Source organism: Peribacillus sp. NPDC056705 (assembly GCF_043656335.1).
The window spans coordinates 42,140-60,650 of sequence record NZ_JBHTYI010000028.1 but is presented as its reverse complement, the minus strand read 5'-3'; the positions used below and the strand labels follow the sequence as shown (position 1 = coordinate 60,650).

At 44.4% G+C, this 18,511-nt stretch carries 16 protein-coding genes; 13 read left to right on the top strand and 3 right to left on the bottom strand.

Going from position 1 to position 18,511, the window contains the following annotated elements:
- Positions 1-364: 364 nt before the first annotated feature.
- Genes ruvA through yajC form a run of 6 tightly spaced genes read left to right on the top strand, consistent with a single transcriptional unit; the run spans position 365 to position 4,762 of the window.
- Positions 365-979, top strand: coding sequence for a Holliday junction branch migration protein RuvA (gene ruvA, locus ACFRAK_RS22625; protein WP_387604455.1), 615 nt, complete (start codon positions 365-367; stop codon positions 977-979).
- 11 nt (positions 980-990) lie between these two features.
- Positions 991-1,989, top strand: a complete 999-nt coding sequence (gene ruvB / locus ACFRAK_RS22620; protein WP_394572546.1) for a Holliday junction branch migration DNA helicase RuvB — start codon at positions 991-993, stop codon at positions 1,987-1,989.
- A complete protein-coding gene (locus ACFRAK_RS22615; protein WP_034308809.1) occupies positions 1,986-2,192 on the top strand; it encodes a DUF2905 domain-containing protein in 207 nt (68 codons plus the stop codon). Before ruvB ends, ACFRAK_RS22615 begins: the two co-directional genes overlap by 4 nt.
- A gap of 38 nt (positions 2,193-2,230) precedes the next feature.
- Positions 2,231-3,259, top strand: a complete 1,029-nt coding sequence (gene queA / locus ACFRAK_RS22610) for a tRNA preQ1(34) S-adenosylmethionine ribosyltransferase-isomerase QueA (RefSeq protein ID WP_260285297.1) — start codon at positions 2,231-2,233, stop codon at positions 3,257-3,259.
- A 36-nt stretch (positions 3,260-3,295) separates the two neighbouring features.
- A complete protein-coding gene (tgt, locus tag ACFRAK_RS22605) occupies positions 3,296-4,435 on the top strand; it encodes a tRNA guanosine(34) transglycosylase Tgt (RefSeq protein ID WP_076365000.1) in 1,140 nt (379 codons plus the stop codon).
- Between the two features lie 42 nt (positions 4,436-4,477).
- Entirely contained in the window at positions 4,478-4,762 is a 285-nt protein-coding gene (gene yajC, locus ACFRAK_RS22600) for a preprotein translocase subunit YajC (protein WP_076365002.1), read from the top strand.
- Positions 4,763-4,805: 43 nt separating this feature from the next.
- On the opposite strand, the gene ACFRAK_RS22595 is transcribed toward yajC, so the two are convergent.
- Positions 4,806-5,177, bottom strand: coding sequence for a TIGR04086 family membrane protein (locus ACFRAK_RS22595; RefSeq protein ID WP_260285439.1), 372 nt, complete (start codon positions 5,175-5,177; stop codon positions 4,806-4,808).
- A gap of 173 nt (positions 5,178-5,350) precedes the next feature.
- Here ACFRAK_RS22595 and ACFRAK_RS22590 point away from each other — a divergent pair, with 173 nt between their 5' ends.
- Positions 5,351-6,025 (top strand): DUF421 domain-containing protein, encoded by a 675-nt coding sequence (locus ACFRAK_RS22590; protein WP_394572547.1) that lies wholly within the window; start codon positions 5,351-5,353, stop codon positions 6,023-6,025.
- Positions 6,026-6,053: 28 nt separating this feature from the next.
- Here the strand turns inward: ACFRAK_RS22590 and spoVB are convergent, their stop codons facing one another.
- The gene (spoVB, locus tag ACFRAK_RS22585; RefSeq protein WP_387604449.1) at positions 6,054-7,616 is read right to left on the bottom strand and encodes a stage V sporulation protein B; all 1,563 of its coding nucleotides are present in this window, start codon (positions 7,614-7,616) and stop codon (positions 6,054-6,056) included.
- A gap of 170 nt (positions 7,617-7,786) precedes the next feature.
- Between spoVB and ACFRAK_RS22580 the strand changes: the two genes are divergently transcribed.
- The 6 genes from ACFRAK_RS22580 to dtd all read left to right on the top strand — a co-directional run bounded on the left by ACFRAK_RS22580 (position 7,787) and on the right by dtd (position 16,547).
- Positions 7,787-8,092: a post-transcriptional regulator gene (locus ACFRAK_RS22580; protein ID WP_192205933.1), complete on the top strand. Its 306-nt coding sequence runs from the start codon at positions 7,787-7,789 to the stop codon at positions 8,090-8,092.
- A gap of 195 nt (positions 8,093-8,287) precedes the next feature.
- Positions 8,288-10,549 carry a protein translocase subunit SecDF gene (gene secDF / locus ACFRAK_RS22575; protein ID WP_394572545.1) on the top strand — a complete coding sequence of 754 codons (2,262 nt, stop codon included), beginning with the start codon at positions 8,288-8,290 and terminating at the stop codon, positions 10,547-10,549.
- A 144-nt stretch (positions 10,550-10,693) separates the two neighbouring features.
- On the top strand, positions 10,694-13,069 hold the full coding sequence (recJ, locus tag ACFRAK_RS22570) for a single-stranded-DNA-specific exonuclease RecJ (protein ID WP_394572544.1): 2,376 nt from the start codon (positions 10,694-10,696) through the stop codon (positions 13,067-13,069).
- Positions 13,060-13,572, top strand: a complete 513-nt coding sequence (locus ACFRAK_RS22565) for an adenine phosphoribosyltransferase (RefSeq protein ID WP_061464220.1) — start codon at positions 13,060-13,062, stop codon at positions 13,570-13,572. The genes recJ and ACFRAK_RS22565 overlap by 10 nt, the downstream gene beginning before the upstream one ends.
- A 317-nt stretch (positions 13,573-13,889) precedes the next feature.
- Positions 13,890-16,088, top strand: coding sequence for a RelA/SpoT family protein (locus ACFRAK_RS22560; RefSeq protein ID WP_260285292.1), 2,199 nt, complete (start codon positions 13,890-13,892; stop codon positions 16,086-16,088).
- A 15-nt stretch (positions 16,089-16,103) separates the two neighbouring features.
- On the top strand, positions 16,104-16,547 hold the full coding sequence (gene dtd / locus ACFRAK_RS22555) for a D-aminoacyl-tRNA deacylase (protein WP_387604444.1): 444 nt from the start codon (positions 16,104-16,106) through the stop codon (positions 16,545-16,547).
- 75 nt (positions 16,548-16,622) lie between these two features.
- Here dtd and ACFRAK_RS22550 read toward each other — a convergent pair whose 3' ends face one another.
- Positions 16,623-18,392 (bottom strand): N-acetylmuramoyl-L-alanine amidase family protein, encoded by a 1,770-nt coding sequence (locus tag ACFRAK_RS22550; protein ID WP_394572543.1) that lies wholly within the window; start codon positions 18,390-18,392, stop codon positions 16,623-16,625.
- Positions 18,393-18,511: the final 119 nt, after the last annotated feature.

Genomic DNA, 18,511 nt, shown 5'->3' with positions numbered 1-18,511 from the left:
TCGTGTAATGAATATTTTCTGTTCGGCAGAAAAATTGGCCATAAAAAACACCCCATAAATGTTAGTTGGTGTCTAACATTTACGGGGCAGTTCAGGTTTACTTGCAGTTTTTTTAGGGTTAGTACGATGTGAACGTTTACTCCTGTCACTTGCTTTCCCCGCGGGAGTCTAGTACACCCGTTCAAATCAACTTTTATAAAATTTGGGTAGAACCCCAATTGTCTACGAAGGGATAATACCCAAATGTAATGAAACGGGATATCCTCCATTGTAAAGTCTTTGCGCCCACTAAATAACTTTTAATGAACAACGCCCCTTTTTATGATAAAATGAGAGGTACAGCAAAATCAGGGAGAGAATTAATTTGTATGATTATATAAAAGGCAAGGTCGATTATATTGGGCCTGAATACATAGTTGTGGAAAATGGGGGAATCGGATATCAAGTGATGACACCGAATCCTTTTATTTTTTCCGCTCAATTCCAGAAAGAAATCCAAGTTTTCTTGTATCATTATGTTCGTGAGGATATGGTCGCATTATACGGGTTTCAGACTCGTCAAGAAAAGGCGTTATTCACAAAATTATTGAATGTAACGGGAATCGGGCCGAAGGGTGCTCTAGCCATATTGGCATCAGGCCAGGTTGATCAGGTGGTACAGGCGATCGAAAATGAAGATGAATCGTTTTTGGTGAAATTCCCGGGAGTCGGAAAGAAAACGGCACGGCAGATGATTCTCGATTTAAAAGGGAAACTTGAGAACATTATTCCGGATGCGTTTCCAAGCTTGTTTAACGAAGGCGTAACGGCTGCACTCAGTCCAAATGGCTATACGGAGGAATTGGATGAAGCCATTCTTGCATTGAAGGCTCTTGGTTATTCTGAAAAGGAAATCCAAAAGGTTGCCAAGAAATTGCAGGCTGAAGATATGACGACCGAGCAATATATTAAGAAAGCATTGCAAATGATGTTAAGATAAGGAGTGGCGCAATGGAGGAGAGAATATTCAATCAGGAAGCCGATTTGAACGAACTGTCCTTTGAACAAAGCCTGCGGCCGCAAAACTTAAAGCAATATATCGGACAGGATAAAGTGAAAGCGAATTTAAGTGTATACATCGAAGCGGCAAGGATGCGTGAAGAAACGCTCGATCATGTACTTTTATATGGACCGCCTGGTCTTGGAAAGACGACGCTTGCCGTCATCATCGCCAATGAAATGGGTGTGAATATCCGCACGACTTCCGGTCCCGCCATTGAGCGGCCGGGAGATCTGGCGGCCATTTTGAGTGCACTTGAACCAGGTGATGTATTATTCATCGATGAGATTCACCGTCTTCCGCGTGTCGTTGAAGAAGTGCTATATCCGGCTATGGAGGACTTCTGTCTGGATATTGTAGTCGGTAAGGGACCGGAAGCCCGTTCGATCAGGATCGACTTGCCGCCGTTCACCCTCGTAGGGGCCACGACACGTGCAGGCTCATTGTCTGCACCGCTCAGGGACCGTTTTGGCGTTTTGAGCCGGCTTGAATATTACACGGAAAACCATTTGACTGATATCATCATCCGTACAGCAAGAATCATGGATACGGAAATGGATGGTCAAGCAGCGGCCGAGCTTGCAAGAAGGTCAAGGGGCACCCCGAGAATTGCCAATCGGCTTTTACGGAGGGTCCGGGATTTCGCCCAGGTGCGCGGTGATGGTACGATAACGGCCGAGCTTGCCGATTATGCGCTTGAATTAATGCAGGTCGACCGTTTAGGACTCGATCATATTGACCATAAATTACTTAAAGGGATCATTGAAAAATTCCGTGGCGGACCAGTGGGTCTGGAAACGATTGCTGCAACGATTGGCGAAGAGGCACATACGATCGAAGATGTGTATGAACCATATCTGTTACAAGTCGGTTTTCTTCAGCGTACCCCAAGAGGCCGGTTGGCAACACAGCTAGTTTATGAGCATTTCGGCATGGAGATGCCTGAATGATGAATATACCAAAGATGGTTATGATTCTGGGTGTGATTATATTCGTGATTGGTTTTGCGATGAAATATATACATCTCGGCAGGCTGCCGGGAGATATTTTTCTGAAAAAGGGGAATACGACGTTTTACTTTCCTATCGTTACATCAATCATCGTCAGTGTTGTGTTGTCCGCGATTTTTTATTTGATCGGCCGTTTTAAATAATGATTACAGCTTGATAGACATGTAAGGAAGTGGAACAGATGAAATTGGATATGTTTGATTTTCATTTACCGGAGGAACTGATTGCCCAAGTTCCTTTGGAGGATAGGGAAGCTAGTAGATTGATGGTGCTGGACAAAGAAACCGGTAAGCTTCAGCATGATGTATTCAGCCATATTACGGAATATATCAAACCGGGAGATTGCCTGGTGTTGAATGATACGAAGGTGCTTCCGGCCCGACTATACGGCAGTAAAGAAGGAACCGGTGCAAAAATCGAAGTATTGCTGCTTAAGCAAGAGCATGATGATGTATGGGAAACGCTTGTGAAGCCGGCCAAACGGATTAAAGAAGGATCGACGATTGTTTTTGGCGATGGTAAGCTGAGTGCCGTTTGTACAGGCGTGCTCGAGCATGGCGGCCGAATCCTCGAATTTAAATATGACGGCATATTTTATGAAATACTGGAGAAGCTTGGCGAAATGCCGTTACCTCCATACATCAAGGAGCAGCTCGACGACCAGGACCGCTATCAAACGGTATATGCGCGTGAACGTGGATCTGCAGCGGCACCTACCGCTGGCCTGCATTTTACGGAGGATTTACTTGAGAAACTTAAAGGGATGGGTGTCCACATTGCCTTCATCACGCTGCATGTTGGACTTGGTACATTCCGTCCAGTGAGTGTCGACGATATTGACAGCCACGAAATGCATTCGGAATTTTATCAAATGACGGAAGGCACAGCCAGATTGCTGAATGATGTGAAAGCTAAGGGCGGGAAAATCATTACGGTCGGCACAACGTCCACAAGGACATTGGAAACGATTGCGTCCCGCAATGATGGGGTTTTCAAGGAAGAGAATGGCTGGACGAGCATCTTCATTTATCCTGGTTATGAGTTCAAAGGGATCGATGCGATGATAACGAACTTCCATTTGCCCAAATCTACTTTAATCATGCTTATTTCTGCACTCGCAGGCAGGGAGCAGGTCCTACATGCTTATGAAACGGCTGTGGAAGAAAAATACAGGTTCTTTAGTTTTGGAGATGCAATGTTAATTAAGTAATATAAGAGTGTGAGGCTCTTGAAGGGAGTTATTGCGTTGACTGCAATACGATATGAGTTAATCAAAACATGTAAACAGACAGGGGCAAGGCTAGGCCGCGTCCATACGCCGCATGGTTCTTTTGAAACGCCGGCATTTATGCCGGTTGGAACGATGGCTACTGTCAAAACGATGTCCCCGGAAGATTTGAAACAAATGGGGGCAGGAATCATCCTGAGCAATACGTACCACCTATGGCTGCGTCCGGGGCATGAAATCATCAAGGAAGCTGGCGGATTGCATAAGTTCATGAACTGGGATCGGGCGATTTTGACCGACTCAGGCGGCTTTCAGGTCTTCAGTTTGAGCGAGTTCCGTAAAATTGAAGAAGAGGGCGTGCATTTCAGGAACCATCTGAATGGCGATAAATTATTCTTATCTCCGGAAAAAGCGATGGAAATACAAAATGCGCTTGGTTCCGATATTATGATGGCATTCGATGAATGTCCTCCATTTCCGGCGACTGAAGAGTATATGAAGAAGTCGGTAGAACGGACGTCGCGCTGGGCGGAACGCTGTTTGAATGCACATGAGCGCCCAAATGACCAAGGTCTGTTCGGAATCGTTCAAGGCGGGGAGTTTGAAAATCTTCGCAAACAAAGTGCAAAAGACCTTGTCTCCCTTGACTTCCCGGGTTATGCTATTGGAGGACTATCCGTAGGGGAACCGAAGGATATCATGAACCGCGTCCTTGAGTTTACAAGTCCGCTTTTGCCAACTGACAAACCGCGTTACCTTATGGGAGTCGGTTCACCGGATTCATTGATCGATGGTGCACTCCGCGGCATCGATATGTTTGACTGTGTACTGCCGACGCGAATTGCGCGTAATGGTACGCTCATGACAAGCAATGGGCGTCTGGTTGTGAAAAATGCGAAGTATGCACGCGATTTCGGTCCAATCGATGAAAATTGCGATTGCCATGTTTGCAAGAATTATAGCCGGGCATATATCCGCCACTTGATTAAATGTGAAGAAACCTTTGGGATTCGTCTTACGACTTACCATAATCTTCACTTTCTGTTAAACTTGATGGAACAGGTCAGACAAGCTATTCGAGAAGATCGTCTTGGAGACTTTAGGGAAGAGTTTTTTGAGCAGTATGGTTTCAATGAACCAAATGCGAGAAACTTCTAATTCCATAAATATTTTAATGAACGAAAGGAGTGAATATACAAAATGGGTTCTTTAACACAAATACTTCCATTGATTTTAATGTTCGTATTGTTCTATTTCTTATTGATCCGCCCGCAGCAAAAACGCCAAAAGGCTACGCAAAGCATGCAAAGCAGTTTGAAAAAAGGTGATAAAGTTGCTACAATCGGCGGCATGCACGGAACAATCGATGCAATCGATGACCTGAAAATCGTCATTAAATCACCAGACGGCACAAAACTGACTTTTGACCGTGCAGCAATCCGTGAAATTACGGAAAGCGCACCGAATAAAGAAGTATCCGTATAAAACAAACGAAAACCGGGCCATGTGCCCGGTTTTCGTTTGTTTTTTAATCGGGACGGGAGTCGGAACTCATGTTGACCCCAAGCACGCCGCCCATCATGGCCGTAATCACAAAACAGCCATAGTATATCCATTGCTTGATGGTGAAGAGTGCATCGTGGCCTAAATATTGAAAAAGGAACACGACCAACAGATAAAGCAGCCCAGTGCTCCCGCCCAAGAATAGTCCTTGCTTTTTCCCTTTGCCTCCTGAAATGAATCCACCAATGAACAGCGATAAAAAGGACACGATCATGATCACGTATGTCAGGGATGATTCCGTCAATGAAGTAAAACGAAGAAGGATGGAAACGATTAAACTAGCAATCATCGCTATGACAAAGATGGAGCCTACGCCATAAATCACGGCGACACTCATTTTTTTAGTTTCGATGGGTATTCCTCCTTTTTGAAAGGCTGATACGTATAGCCTGTTTATGTGTTTGTACAAGCATATTCCCGATATCGAACCTTTAGACCAGGTTTAAGGAGCTTCCCGCAAAATTAGAAAAGATTGTGGAGTAATTTTTCAGCTCCCAAGCCATGCTATGGATGAAGGAGTGTTATTCATTGGATACCCTGGCTATTATTTTTAGAACAACAGTGATCTATCTAGTCATATTATTACTTTTCCGATTGATGGGTAAGCGGGAAGTTGGGGAACTGAGCATACTTGATTTGGTGGTATCCATCATGATAGGGGACATCGCCGTCCTTTCCTTTGAAGATTTGGAAAAACCATTTTTCAGGCAAACCATACCGATGTTCGTACTTGCTTTCATCCAAATAATCATGGCCTACATTTCATTGAAAAGCATAAGATTTCGAAACATCGTGGACGGTAAGCCGCAGATCATCATCAATCAAGGGAAAATAGATGAAAAAGCGATGCGTAGGCAAAGATATAATTTCGATGATTTATTGACCCAGCTGCGTGAACAGGGGATAAGTGATTTAAATGAAGTGCAATTCGCCATCCTCGAATCCTCAGGAAAGCTTTCGATCATCAAGCATACCAAAGGTAAAAGGTCTAAAACCAAGGAAACACCTTATCCCCTTATAATAGACGGGGAAATACAGGAGAGGAATCTCGATAGAATTGGCAAAAATCATTTTTGGCTCCGGCACCAGTTGAAAAAACGGGGAGAAACTAAGATTACAGAGATTTCGATTTGTGGGTACATAGATGGCCAATTCTATATCGATAAAAATGAAACGAAGAAATGACCGAAGCCTTTTAATGCTTCGGTTCATTTTATTTCCAAGCGAATTTTGATAAAAAGCCGCCCACTACAGGTATCCTGATCAGATCCGCCTTTTTTATGCTGCCGGTCATGAGCAGGGAAAATGTGAACAGCAGGATAACGATCGTCACGGAAAACATAAGCCGTGTGCCAAGTGGCAGTGAGGAGAGCGGGAATTGATAAAGATAATAACCGCCCCATCCTGAAATTAAAGCAAGGACCAAAGCGGATATATAGCTGCGGAAATGAAGCGTGAAAGGAACGACCTTCAGCACGGTTGAAAAATGCAGGAAGGTAACGAGCATCGTACCGACAGCTATCCCCACTGCGGCACCCATGATCCCGAAACTTTCCTTTGACGCGAGCAGCCAGATCACACCGATTTTAAGGATGTTCCCAGCCAGGCTGTTGAACATTGCGGCCTTTGCAAGATCCAATGCTTGCAGCATGGATTGCAGCGGATATTGAAAGTAATAAAGAATGAAAAAAGGTGCCAGGAATTTAATGAAAACAGCAGCATGCGAAGAGCCATACATGACTTGTAAAATCGGTTCGGCAAAGATGAACAGAATCACGATAGCTAAGCAGCCTGTGATAAAGGTGATTTTCAGGGCCTGCTGAAGCCTGTGTTCAACGAGTAAAAAGTTTCCGGTCGTACGGGCTTCACTCACAGCCGGGACAAGTGCCGTCGCCAATGATGATGTAACGAAAGATGGAAGCATGAGTAAAGGCAGTGCGTACCCTGTCAGCTCCCCGTATTGACTGGTGGCTGCGGCTGCGGTGACTCCGGCGATTGCCAAACTTTGGGCTACCACTATCGGTTCAAAAAACCACGAAACCGATCCGATCATCCTGCTTCCGGTGGAGGGAAGGGCGATCCCCATCAATTCCGTGAACGTTCCTTTTCCGGATTTGACATTCTTGAAGAAACCCTTTCTGAACTTAAAATGTTTCTTTAATTTAAAGCTTGTCAATAAGTAGAAGAGGGATACAAGTTCACCGATAATCGATGCGAACATTGCACCGGCTGCTGCATATTCAATTCCATATGGCAAAAAGGCCTTCGTCAGGACGGCTATGAAAGTGATTCTGGCCACCTGTTCGATAACTTGGGAGAAAGCGAAGGGCTTCATATTTTGCTTGCCTTGGAAATAACCGCGCAGTACGGATGAGATGGCGATGATCGGTACGATAGGGGCAATCGCCATGAGCGGCCATACCGTCCGTTCATCAGTGAATAGGTAATCTGATAAAATCGGCGCGAAAAGCAGCATCGCAGGAGTGAAAATCAACGATAAAGTAATGGTGCAGGCCAAAGAGACGACAAGGATTTTCTTGATTTTCCGCTCATCACCTCTGGCATTGGCCTCAGCCACATATTTCGAAATGGCGATTGGCAAGCCTAACTGGGTTATGTTCACGACGAGAAAGAGGGTCGGTAAAGCCATCATATATAAACCAACGCCTTCTTCGCCGATGAAGCGGGCGATGACAATGCGGTTAATGAAACCAAGAACTCTTGTAATCAGGCTTGCGATTAATAAAATCAGCGTCCCTTTTAAAAATTTGGACATAGAACTCCCTCCCTGCCTTCTCAAAAAAGCGGTTATGCTATACAATTATCTATATGCTTGTACTTGGACAAAGCATGACAAAAGTGTTTGTTTGCGTTCTAACAAATGATCGAAACCCTTCTAAGAAAATGCGCATTTATTTGAGAATCATTTTTACTGGAGGCAAAGTGATGGCAAAAAAGAATCATCCCTATCAAAGGTATTATCTAAAGGTACGTCCATTTTTGAAGAGCAAGCGTGAGGAATTCCAAATGGTCGGATTGAATGCCGTAACGGAGGAAGACATTTGGGGAACATTAACGAAAAATAAATGGAAGCGTCCGCAGGAAAATATTCACCTTCATGAACTTGTCGCAGATATCGTGACATTTTCGAGCAATCAGTTCATGAACTTCCAAATGGTTGAAGCATATAAATCACCAAATCTATTTGAGCCGCTTTCTGAAGAAGAACTGAAGGAACTTTTTAAAGAATAGGGCAAAGATATACTTAAATTGACAGCTGTTTGTATATGACTCATAATAGATATGGTTATGCTTTTTTTGGAAAAAGCAGGGAAGCTGTATCCTTTTTCTCAAGAAGCAAAGGGTTTGCAGTTATCATATAAACTAAAAATGACAGTTTTTTTAACTTCAGGAACAGGCGTATTATAGAAAGGGGCCTACTACATAATGGTAAAAAGAAGCAGGATCGTTGCGTTTTTTCTAATCGCACTATTGATTTTCGCAGCGATGGGGACGACTTCAAAAGGAATCCTAAAGGATATCAAGCTCGGTCTTGATCTTCAAGGCGGTTTTGAAGTGTTATATGAAGTAAAACCGCTGTCTGGGGAAAAGATCACCCCGGATGTTTTACGGGCTACAGTAAGCTCGCTTGAGCGGCGTGTCAATGTTTTGGGCGTTAGCGAACCTAACATTCAAATCGAAGGGAAAGACCGGATCCGCGTTCAATTGGCTGGAGTCAAAGACCAAAACAACGCTCGCGAAATCCTCTCGACACAAGCTAAATTATCCTTCCGTGACTACAACGATAAGGAAATGATGACCGGTGCCGACCTGAAAGAAGGCGGCGCGAAACAAACGTTCCAAGATAATAAACCGGTTGTCGAAGTCACATTGAAAGATGTAAATAAATTTAAGGACATCACTCAAAAAATATCCTCGATGCCAAGTCCGACAAATGTACTTGCAATCTGGCTGGATTTCGAGGAAGGAAAAGATTCTATTAAAGATACGTCTTCCCAAGACAATATGATTTCAGCTCCATCTGTCAAGGAAGTTTTCAATACGAAGAAGGTCTATATTACCGGCCAATTCACGGTGGAAGAAGCGAAAGAGCTTGCAGCCCTTCTGAATGCCGGTGCTTTGCCTGTAGATTTAAAAGAAAAGTATTCCACTTCTGTAGGTGCCCAGTTCGGTGCGGGTGCACTGAATGATACTATTTTCGCAGGAATCATCGGAATTGCACTTGTTTTTATCTTCATGCTTGTGTATTACCGCTTCCCGGGATTCATTGCGGTCGTCACGTTGAGCATATACCTTTTCTTGACGCTTTTAGTGTTTGATTGGATGAATGCGGTCCTTACGCTGCCTGGTATTGCAGCATTGGTACTCGGGGTCGGGATGGCCGTCGACGCCAATATCATAACCTATGAGCGGATCAGGGATGAATTGAAACTTGGCAGATCGGTTAAAGCGGCTTATAAAGAAGGTACCAAGAATTCACTTGGTACAATCATGGATGCCAACTTAACGACCCTGCTGGCTGCGGCTGTTCTGTTCTATTATGGAACAAGCTCGGTTAAAGGGTTTGCCACCACTTTGATCATTTCGATTTTAATGAGTTTCATTACAGCCGTCTATGGTACACGCCTCTTTATGAGCCTGTGGGTGAATAGCGGGTTCCTGGACAAACGTGCATCATGGTTTGGCGTAAAGAAGAAATACATTCACGATTTATCCGAGAAAATGAATTTAATGTCGTTGCCAACACGCTTTGATAAAATTGATTTCGTCAAACATCGGAAAGTTTTTTATGGGATTTCAATCGGTGTCACCATTATCGGGATCATTTTCCTGCTCGTCTTCAGATTGAATCTTGGGATTGATTTCACGAGCGGTACCCGAATCGAGATTGCGTCCAAGGACGTCTTGACGACTCAGCAAGTCAAAACCGAAATGGAAAAGGTCGGTATCGACGCGGATGATATCAAGGATGTCAGGCTCGCTGGTAAAGACAATAAAAATGCTGTCGTTCGGACAGTCGGTGTCCTCGATAAACAGGAAATCGCTGAATTGAAGGACCATTTCAAGAAGGATTACGGAGCGGAACCGAATGTTAGCACCGTATCACCGACTGTAGGAAAAGAGCTTGCGAAAAATGCCATGTATGCTTTAGCGATCGCATCAATCGGAATCATATTGTATGTATCGATACGATTTGAATGGCGAATGGCCGTACCGGCCGTGGTCGCGCTCATACATGATGCCTTCTTCATCATCACGATTTTTAGCTTGCTCCGGCTCGAAGTGGATATCACCTTCATTGCTGCGGTTCTGACGATCGTCGGTTATTCGATCAATGATACGATTGTAACCTTTGACCGTATTCGTGAAAACCTGCGCTTCAGCCGTAAAATCAAAACCGTCGAAGAACTTGAAAACATAGTGAACATCAGTATCAGGCAAACTTTGACGAGATCCATTAACACGGTTTTGACCGTCCTCATCACGGTCATCGCATTGATGATCTTCGGCAGTGAAGCTATCCGTAACTTCTCCATTGCCCTGTTTATCGGTTTAATTTGCGGCGTGTATTCATCGCTATTGATCGCTTCCCAATTCTGGCTTGATTTGAAAATCAGGGAATTGAAGAAGAAAGGTCCGCTGAATACCGCGAAAGAAAAGAAACAAAGTCTTGAAGGACAAGTTTAATAGGTGAAAGGGGGCTGGCATGATGCCAGCCTTCTTTTTGTTGACTAAGCTTATCGAACAGGGGATGCAGCCAATTATGAGTTTAAAATAAAATTGAAACTGGTATATTCGTTTTGTATAATGAGTAAGTTGAGGGGTGAATAAATGTTAAAGCCAAAAACCCGGTGGAACTTACGAACTGCCGATGAAAACAAAGTTGCTGTACTAGCTGAAGAGCTTCATATCACACCTTTGGTTGCAGCCCTGCTTGTGAATCGAGGCCTGGATACGATTGAAAGTGCCCGATCATTTTTATTTGTAAAAAATCAAACATTTCATGATCCATTTTTATTGAAGGATATGGATAAAGCAGTATATAGAATAAAAGAAGCGATTCAAAATGGAGAGAAAATACGTATATTCGGTGATTATGATGCAGATGGCGTGACATCGACCACAGTGATGATGACGGCGCTGACGAGATTGGGGGCCGATGTTGACTTTTATATCCCGAATCGGTTTACAGAAGGATATGGCCCGAATCCAATGGCATTCCGCCTTGCAGCTGAGCAAGGGGTGAAGGTATTAATAACCGTCGATACCGGAATTTCTGCAGTCGATGAAGCGAAACTTGCCGGCGAGCTTGGCATGGATTATATTTTGACCGACCACCATGAACCGGGACCGGAACTGCCTGAGGCATTGGCAATCATCCATCCTAAACTTGAGGACAGTTCCTATCCATTCAAAGAGCTTGCCGGAGTAGGGGTCGCATTTAAGCTGGCACACGCCTTGCTTGGGGAATTGCCTGAGGATTTGCTTGAGATAGCGGCAATCGGCACGATAGCGGATTTAGTGCCTTTACAAGGGGAGAACCGCGTCATTGCCGCGAAAGGCATCGAGCAGTTACGTTTGACGCGCCGCCCGGGACTTGTTGCCTTAATGAAAGTGGCGAATGTTCAGCAGGAAGCATTGAATGAAGAATCGATCGGCTTTGCGATGGCACCGCGGATCAATGCTGTCGGGCGCCTTGGAGATGCCGATCCCGCTGTCGATTTACTGTTGTCACAAAGTCTGGAAGAAGCGATTGAACTTGCCAATGAAATCAATGATATCAATAAAGAGCGACAGGAAATGGTTGCGGCAATGGCGGAAGAAGCGATTGCTGAAGTCGAGGAAAACTTCCCGCCGGAGTCCAATGGTGTACTCATCATCGGCAGGGAAGGCTGGAACGCCGGAGTTGTGGGGATTGTGGCCTCTAAACTTGTTGAACGCTTTTACCGGCCAACGATTGTATTGAGCTATGACCGGGAAAAGGGGTTAGCTAAAGGCTCTGCCCGGAGCATCGCCGGTTTCGATCTATTTCAAAGTCTTTCCGCCTGCCGTGAAATGCTGCCTCATTTCGGTGGACATCCGATGGCTGCTGGAATGACTTTGAAAATTGAAGATGTTCAGGAGCTCAGGGACCGCATGAACTTGATTGCGAAGGAACAACTGAACGAAGAAGACTTCACACCCATTACAAACTTGGACGGGGCAACGACTTTAGCTGAAGTTTCCATTCAAACGATTCAGGAGATGAGCTTGCTGGCGCCATTTGGGGTTACGAATCCTAAGCCGAAGATTTTGATAGATTCCGTCCAGCTTTCAAGTGTCCGCAAAATTGGTGCGAACCAAAATCACTTGAAGGTCCAGCTGGAAGATGGTGATAGTCACAAACTAGACGGTGTGGGCTTCGGTCTCGGCCATTTTGTCGATGAAATTGCTCCGCACGCTGAAGTCTCGGTTATTGGTGAGCTTTCCATCAATGAGTGGAATAATATGAAAAAGCCCCAGATCTTTGTCCAGGATGTCTCGGTGACCCATTGGCAGTTATTCGATTACCGCGGCAAAGGACAGGCAGAGAAGTGGCTTGCCGACATTCCTGTACAAAACCGGAAAATCGTCATTTTCTCGGAAGATATTTATCGCAGATACCCCTTTTTGCAAAAACATCCAGATCTTGTTCTTATCAAGAATGAACTGGATGCTGAGCAGCTCGACTGCTTCGAAGGTCATTTGGCATTCATGGACATGCCGCCGTCCAGGGAATATTTGAAACGGGTGATCGCCAATAAGAACCCTTCGCGTATCTACGCTCACTTTTCCCATGAACAGGACCATTTCTTAAGTACGATGCCAACAAGGGATCATTTTAAATGGTTCTATGCCTTCCTTGCCAAAAAAGGTCCGCTCGATGTGAAAAGATACGGTGATGACCTGGCCAAATATCGCGGCTGGTCAAGAGATACAGTGGATTTTATTTCTAAGGTGTTTTTTGAGCTTGATTTTGTTACAATAGAGAATGGGTTAATTATGCTCACAACCAATGCGAAAAAACGCGATCTCAGCGAATCTGAATCGTATACAAGAAAGAAAGAGCAATTTGAGCTTGAACAAGAGCTTGTTTATTCTTCCTATCAGCAATTATTCGATTGGTTCAATCATTATTTAGCTCATGAGGCAACAGACCTTGAGGAGGAAACAAAGCAATGGATTTAAAGCAATATGTAACAATTGTGCAAGACTGGCCAAAACCGGGTATTGTCTTCAAAGACATTACAACATTAATGGATAACGGTGCAGCTTATAAATACGCAACAGACCAAATCGTCGAGTACGCCCGCGATAAAAATATCGACTTGGTGGTAGGGCCTGAAGCACGCGGATTCATTATCGGATGTCCAGTCGCATACTCATTGGAAGTGGGCTTTGCGCCAGTGAGAAAAGAAGGAAAACTTCCACGTGAAACGATAAAAGTCGAATATGGATTAGAATATGGCAAGGATGTATTGACAATCCATAAAGATGCCATTAAACCGGGACAGCGTATCCTGATCACGGATGATTTGCTTGCTACCGGGGGAACAATCGAAGCGACGATCAAATTGGTTGAACAGCTTGGCGGAATTGTAGCCGGGATTGCATTCCTTATTGAATTGACAGACTTGGATGGTAAAGATAAATTAGACGGCTATGATGTCTTGACATTAATGAGCTTTTAATAAACGAGAGCACTCACCAGGGTGCTCTTTTTCTATTTTTACTCATTTTAGCTGGATTTTGTCGAATTTCCAGTGAAAAAATGCTCTATTCTTCATAAAATACACGTTTAACTCTTTACATCCTTGCCTTTTTTTTCGATAATAGTAATAATAAAGAGTTTTTCTGCTAATAAGTTTATTTGCACTTTTATCCGTTTAAGCGGATTTATTTTTTTTCGCAAAAATTGTCACGTTTTGCAGAATAAAGGGAAGTGCTACCAATCATACTCAATCCGGATCATATCCGGTGGCAGTTAAAGTGGGGTTAAGGTGATTAAATGGCTAATGATCAAATATTGACTGCCGAGCAGGTTGTGGAACGGGCCAGCTTATATCTTCAGCCGGAAGAAGCTGAATTTATCCATAGAGCGTTTAAGTATGCAGAGTATGCTCACCGAGAACAATTCCGTAAATCGGGAGAGCCGTATATTATTCATCCGATTCAAGTGGCGGGCATTCTGGCTGATCTTGAAATGGACCCTGCAACCATTGCGGCAGGTTTTTTACATGATGTTGTTGAAGACACGGAGATCACTTTGAAGGATATTGAAGAAAATTTCAGTCCTGAAGTCGCCATGCTTGTGGATGGCGTGACCAAGTTAGGGAAAATCAAATATAAATCACAGCAGGAGCAACAGGCGGAAAACCATCGGAAAATGTTCGTGGCGATGGCCCAGGATATACGGGTCATCTTGATCAAGCTTGCGGACAGACTGCATAATATGCGGACATTGAAGCATCTGCCGCAGGAAAAGCAGAGAAGGATATCGAACGAAACGTTGGAAATCTTCGCACCGCTTGCCCATCGTCTTGGTATCAGCACGATTAAATGGGAACTGGAGGATACTGCACTAAGGTATTTGAATCCTCAGCAGTATTACCGAATCGTTAACCTGATGAAGAAAAAGCGTGCAGAACGTGAAAAGTATCTGGAAGAAGTCATTGATGAAGTGCGTAAAAACGTTGAGGAAGTCAACATTAAAGCTGACCTTTCCGGCAGACCGAAACATATATACAGCATTTATCGTAAAATGGCTTTGCAGAATAAGCAGTTCAGCGAAATTTATGATTTGCTTGCAGTTCGGATCGTCGTCAATAGCATAAAAGATTGCTATGCCGTTTTAGGGATCATCCATACATGCTGGAAGCCGATGCCTGGCCGATTCAAAGACTATATCGCGATGCCGAAGCCGAATATGTATCAATCACTTCATACGACGGTGATCGGACCGAAAGGCGATCCGCTGGAAGTGCAGATCCGAACTTCCGATATGCACCGCATTGCCGAGTTCGGGGTTGCCGCGCACTGGGCTTATAAAGAGGGAAAAGATGTCGGTGAACAGCCTTCACTGGAAGAAAAATTGACTTGGTTCCGGGAAATTCTTGAATTCCAGGATGATGCGACTAATGCCGAGGAATTCATGGAATCCCTTAAAATAGATCTTTTTTCCGATATGGTATTCATTTTCACTCCAAAAGGCGATGTCATCGAACTGCCATCAGGATCCAACCCGATTGATTTCGCTTACCGGATTCACTCGGAAATCGGAAATAAAACGATTGGTGCCAAAGTGAACGGGAAAATGGTACCGCTGGATTATAAACTGAAAACTGGCGACATCATAGAAATCTTAACATCGAAGCATTCATATGGTCCAAGCCAGGATTGGCTTAAGCTAACGCAAACATCTCAAGCGAAAAATAAGATCCGCCAATTCTTCAAGAAGCAGCGCCGGGAAGAAAATATCGAAAAAGGCAAAGAGCTTGTTGAAAAGGAAATCAAGGATATGGATTTCGACCTGAAGGAAATCCTGACTGCCGAGAATATCAGGCGTGTTGCGGATAAATTCAACTTCCTGAATGAAGAGGATATGTATGCCGCAGTCGGATATAACGGAATAACAGCCCTTCAGGTGGCCAACCGCCTTACTGAAAAATGGCGTAAGCAGAAAATGGTAGAGCAAGAAGCAGATATTTCTGAAGCGGTAGCCGATCTGAAAACCTTCTCCAATACATCTAAAAAACGTGACTCAGGCGTACAGGTACCGGGGATTGATAACCTGCTTATCCGTTTATCACGCTGTTGCAACCCAGTTCCAGGGGACGAAATCGTTGGTTATATAACCAAAGGCCGTGGAGTTTCAGTTCATAGACAAGATTGCCCGAACCTGGATAGCGGGGATGCCGATCATCGCCTCGTACCGGTTGAATGGGAAAGTACGATTAACGAACGCAAGGAATACATCGTTGAAATTGAAATCAGCGGCTATGACCGTCGCGGCTTATTAAACGAAGTGCTGCAAGCCGTCAATGAAACCAAGACCAACATTTCAGCGGTCTCGGGTAAATCCGACAGGAATAAGGTGGCGACCATTCACATGTCGATTTATATTCATAACATTGCCCATTTACAAAAGGTCGTCGACCGCATAAAACAAATTTCGGATGTTTATTCCGTCAGAAGGATAATGAACTAAGGAGTTTTTATTGCCATGCGAGTTGTTTTACAACGTTCCAAAGCGGCAAAAGTAGTTGTCGCAGACCAAATAATCGGGCAAATCGACAGCGGGCTCGTCCTGTTGGTTGGTATCACCCATGGGGATACCATCGATGACGCAGCCTATTTGGCCGATAAGATTGTCAATCTAAGAATATTTGAAGATGAAAATGAAAAGATGAACCATTCACTATTGGATGTGGGAGGTTCGATTTTATCAGTTTCACAATTCACCTTATACGGCGATTGCCGTAAAGGCCGTCGACCCAACTTCATGGACGCCGCCCGTCCTGAAGAGGCGAATGAATTATATGAAGCATTTAACGAGGAACTTCGCAAGAAAGGCGTCCATACGGAAACAGGTCAATTCGGTGCCATGATGGATGTTCAGCTTACTAATGACGGTCCCGTTACATTAATGCTTGAAAGCAAAAAATAACCTGCAGCGGCAGGTTTTTTTGTTGGTGTGAGAGAAGAAAAGCCAGCTTCGATGCGAAGCTGGCTTTTCTTCTCTTTATTTAAAATACCGCGCCAATCCATTATAGATGGCCGATGTGACTTTTTCTTGATATTCATTCGATGTTAACGTCAATTCTTCCACTGGATTACTTAAATAACCTAGTTCAATGAGTGTAGCCACCCGTTTATTTTCACGGATAACATGGAAATTCCCGTAACGTGATCCACGATTGGGCACCTGCATGGTAGAACCGAGTGAATTGGCCAGTGTAGCCGCCAAGGCACGCTGATAGTCATGATAGTAGTATGATGTTATCCCGCTGGTGATCTGGTCCTTGGTGCTATCATAATGGAGGCTGATGAAAGCATCCGCGTTATGTATATGTGAAGTGCTGACCCTGGAAGGGAGTGGAACATAGGTATTTCCGCTTCTGGTCAGAATCACTTTAGCTCCTGCCGCCTGAAGTTTGTCACGCAGCAATTCTGCCGTTCGAGTCGTCAGGTTTTTCTCAAGTGTTCCACCGACGCCGATTGTACCGCTATCCCTGCCGCCATGGCCGGGATCGATCACAATGGTTTTATCCTTTAAGTATTTCTCAACGCCAGGCCGTTGGATCTGCTCGGAATTCCCTTCGATCGTCACGATCCATCCGGCCACATAAGCTGTTTTTCCGCTCTTAAGTTTAATGGAATACCAGTCGCCTTCCATACCCGATGCGGAGAAAGTTTCACCTGTATTGGCCTGCTTTACAATCTCTGAGTTGCCATCAGGCTCGCTTCTAAGGATCGTACCATCATGAATGATGGTAATCTTGTTTCCTTTTACATCAACCTTTTTTTTCTTCCCCGTTTCTTCAGCACTCTCTTTTTCCAGGTACCAACTCACGACCCAGCCCTTTTTTGAACCGGAGAGCTTTATTTGTGTCATATTTCCCTTTGTTTGCAGAACGGCGTAAGTCTCATCCTTGTTCACCGAACCGATGACCTTGCTTGAGAGAGAGGCTTCTTTCCTGACATTTAAACCCGTAGCGGTCACCCTTGCGGTGGCGCCTGCCGTATCATTTTTCATATCAGCTTTATCATCGTTTACTTGTATGTAAGATTCAGCTACCCAACCGCGGACTCCTTGGAAATCAATTTCAGCCCATTCATTTTCAACCCTGTAAACGGTCACTGACGTATTTTTATTCAGCTTTCCGAGCGAGGCACTGCTTGTGGATGGTTCCGAACGGACATTGAGCCGATCCACCAAAGTTACACCATTTTTTACGGATTGATTCGTTTCTTTTTCCTTAGTTGAATCTTTCTTCACTGCATTTCCTGATGCGGCGGGAAGTTTCAAGTAGTCAGATGAGACCCAGCCTTCGATATCAGCCATTTCGACCTTTATCCAATTTTCATTCTTTTCAATGATGTCAACAGCCGTTCCTTTACTCAAGGACCCAACCGTTTGAAATGTAGTGCCGGGACCTGTACGGACACGGACGGAGCTGCCTGTTATCACGCCTTGTCCGGATTCTTTTTTGACCTGATTGGTTTCGGACCCCGTTTGTTTCTCCACTAACCAATTGGCAACCCATCCCGTTTTGCCGACGCCGATCCGGATTTCGATCCAGTCGCCATCCTCATTCAGAATGGGATACGATTCCCCTTTTTCCAGTTTTTTTACGATAGGGAAACTGAGGCCTGCACCTTCACGGACATTGACCACTTGGGTCGTTACGATATTTTCCCCTTCATCTTTTCCAAAAGCGTGGTTGATGGGGAAAATCGCTGAAAATATCAGCATCAGTGTCAGGCTGAATAAACCCGATTTCTTCTTCATAAGTTGTCTCTCCCTTTTAATGTCTATAAGTATGTATTCTCGTTCAATGAAAATTTCCCTCTTTCCCTGTGCAAAAAAACATTTTTTTTGGGAAAGAATAGAGCTTATATAACTCTAGG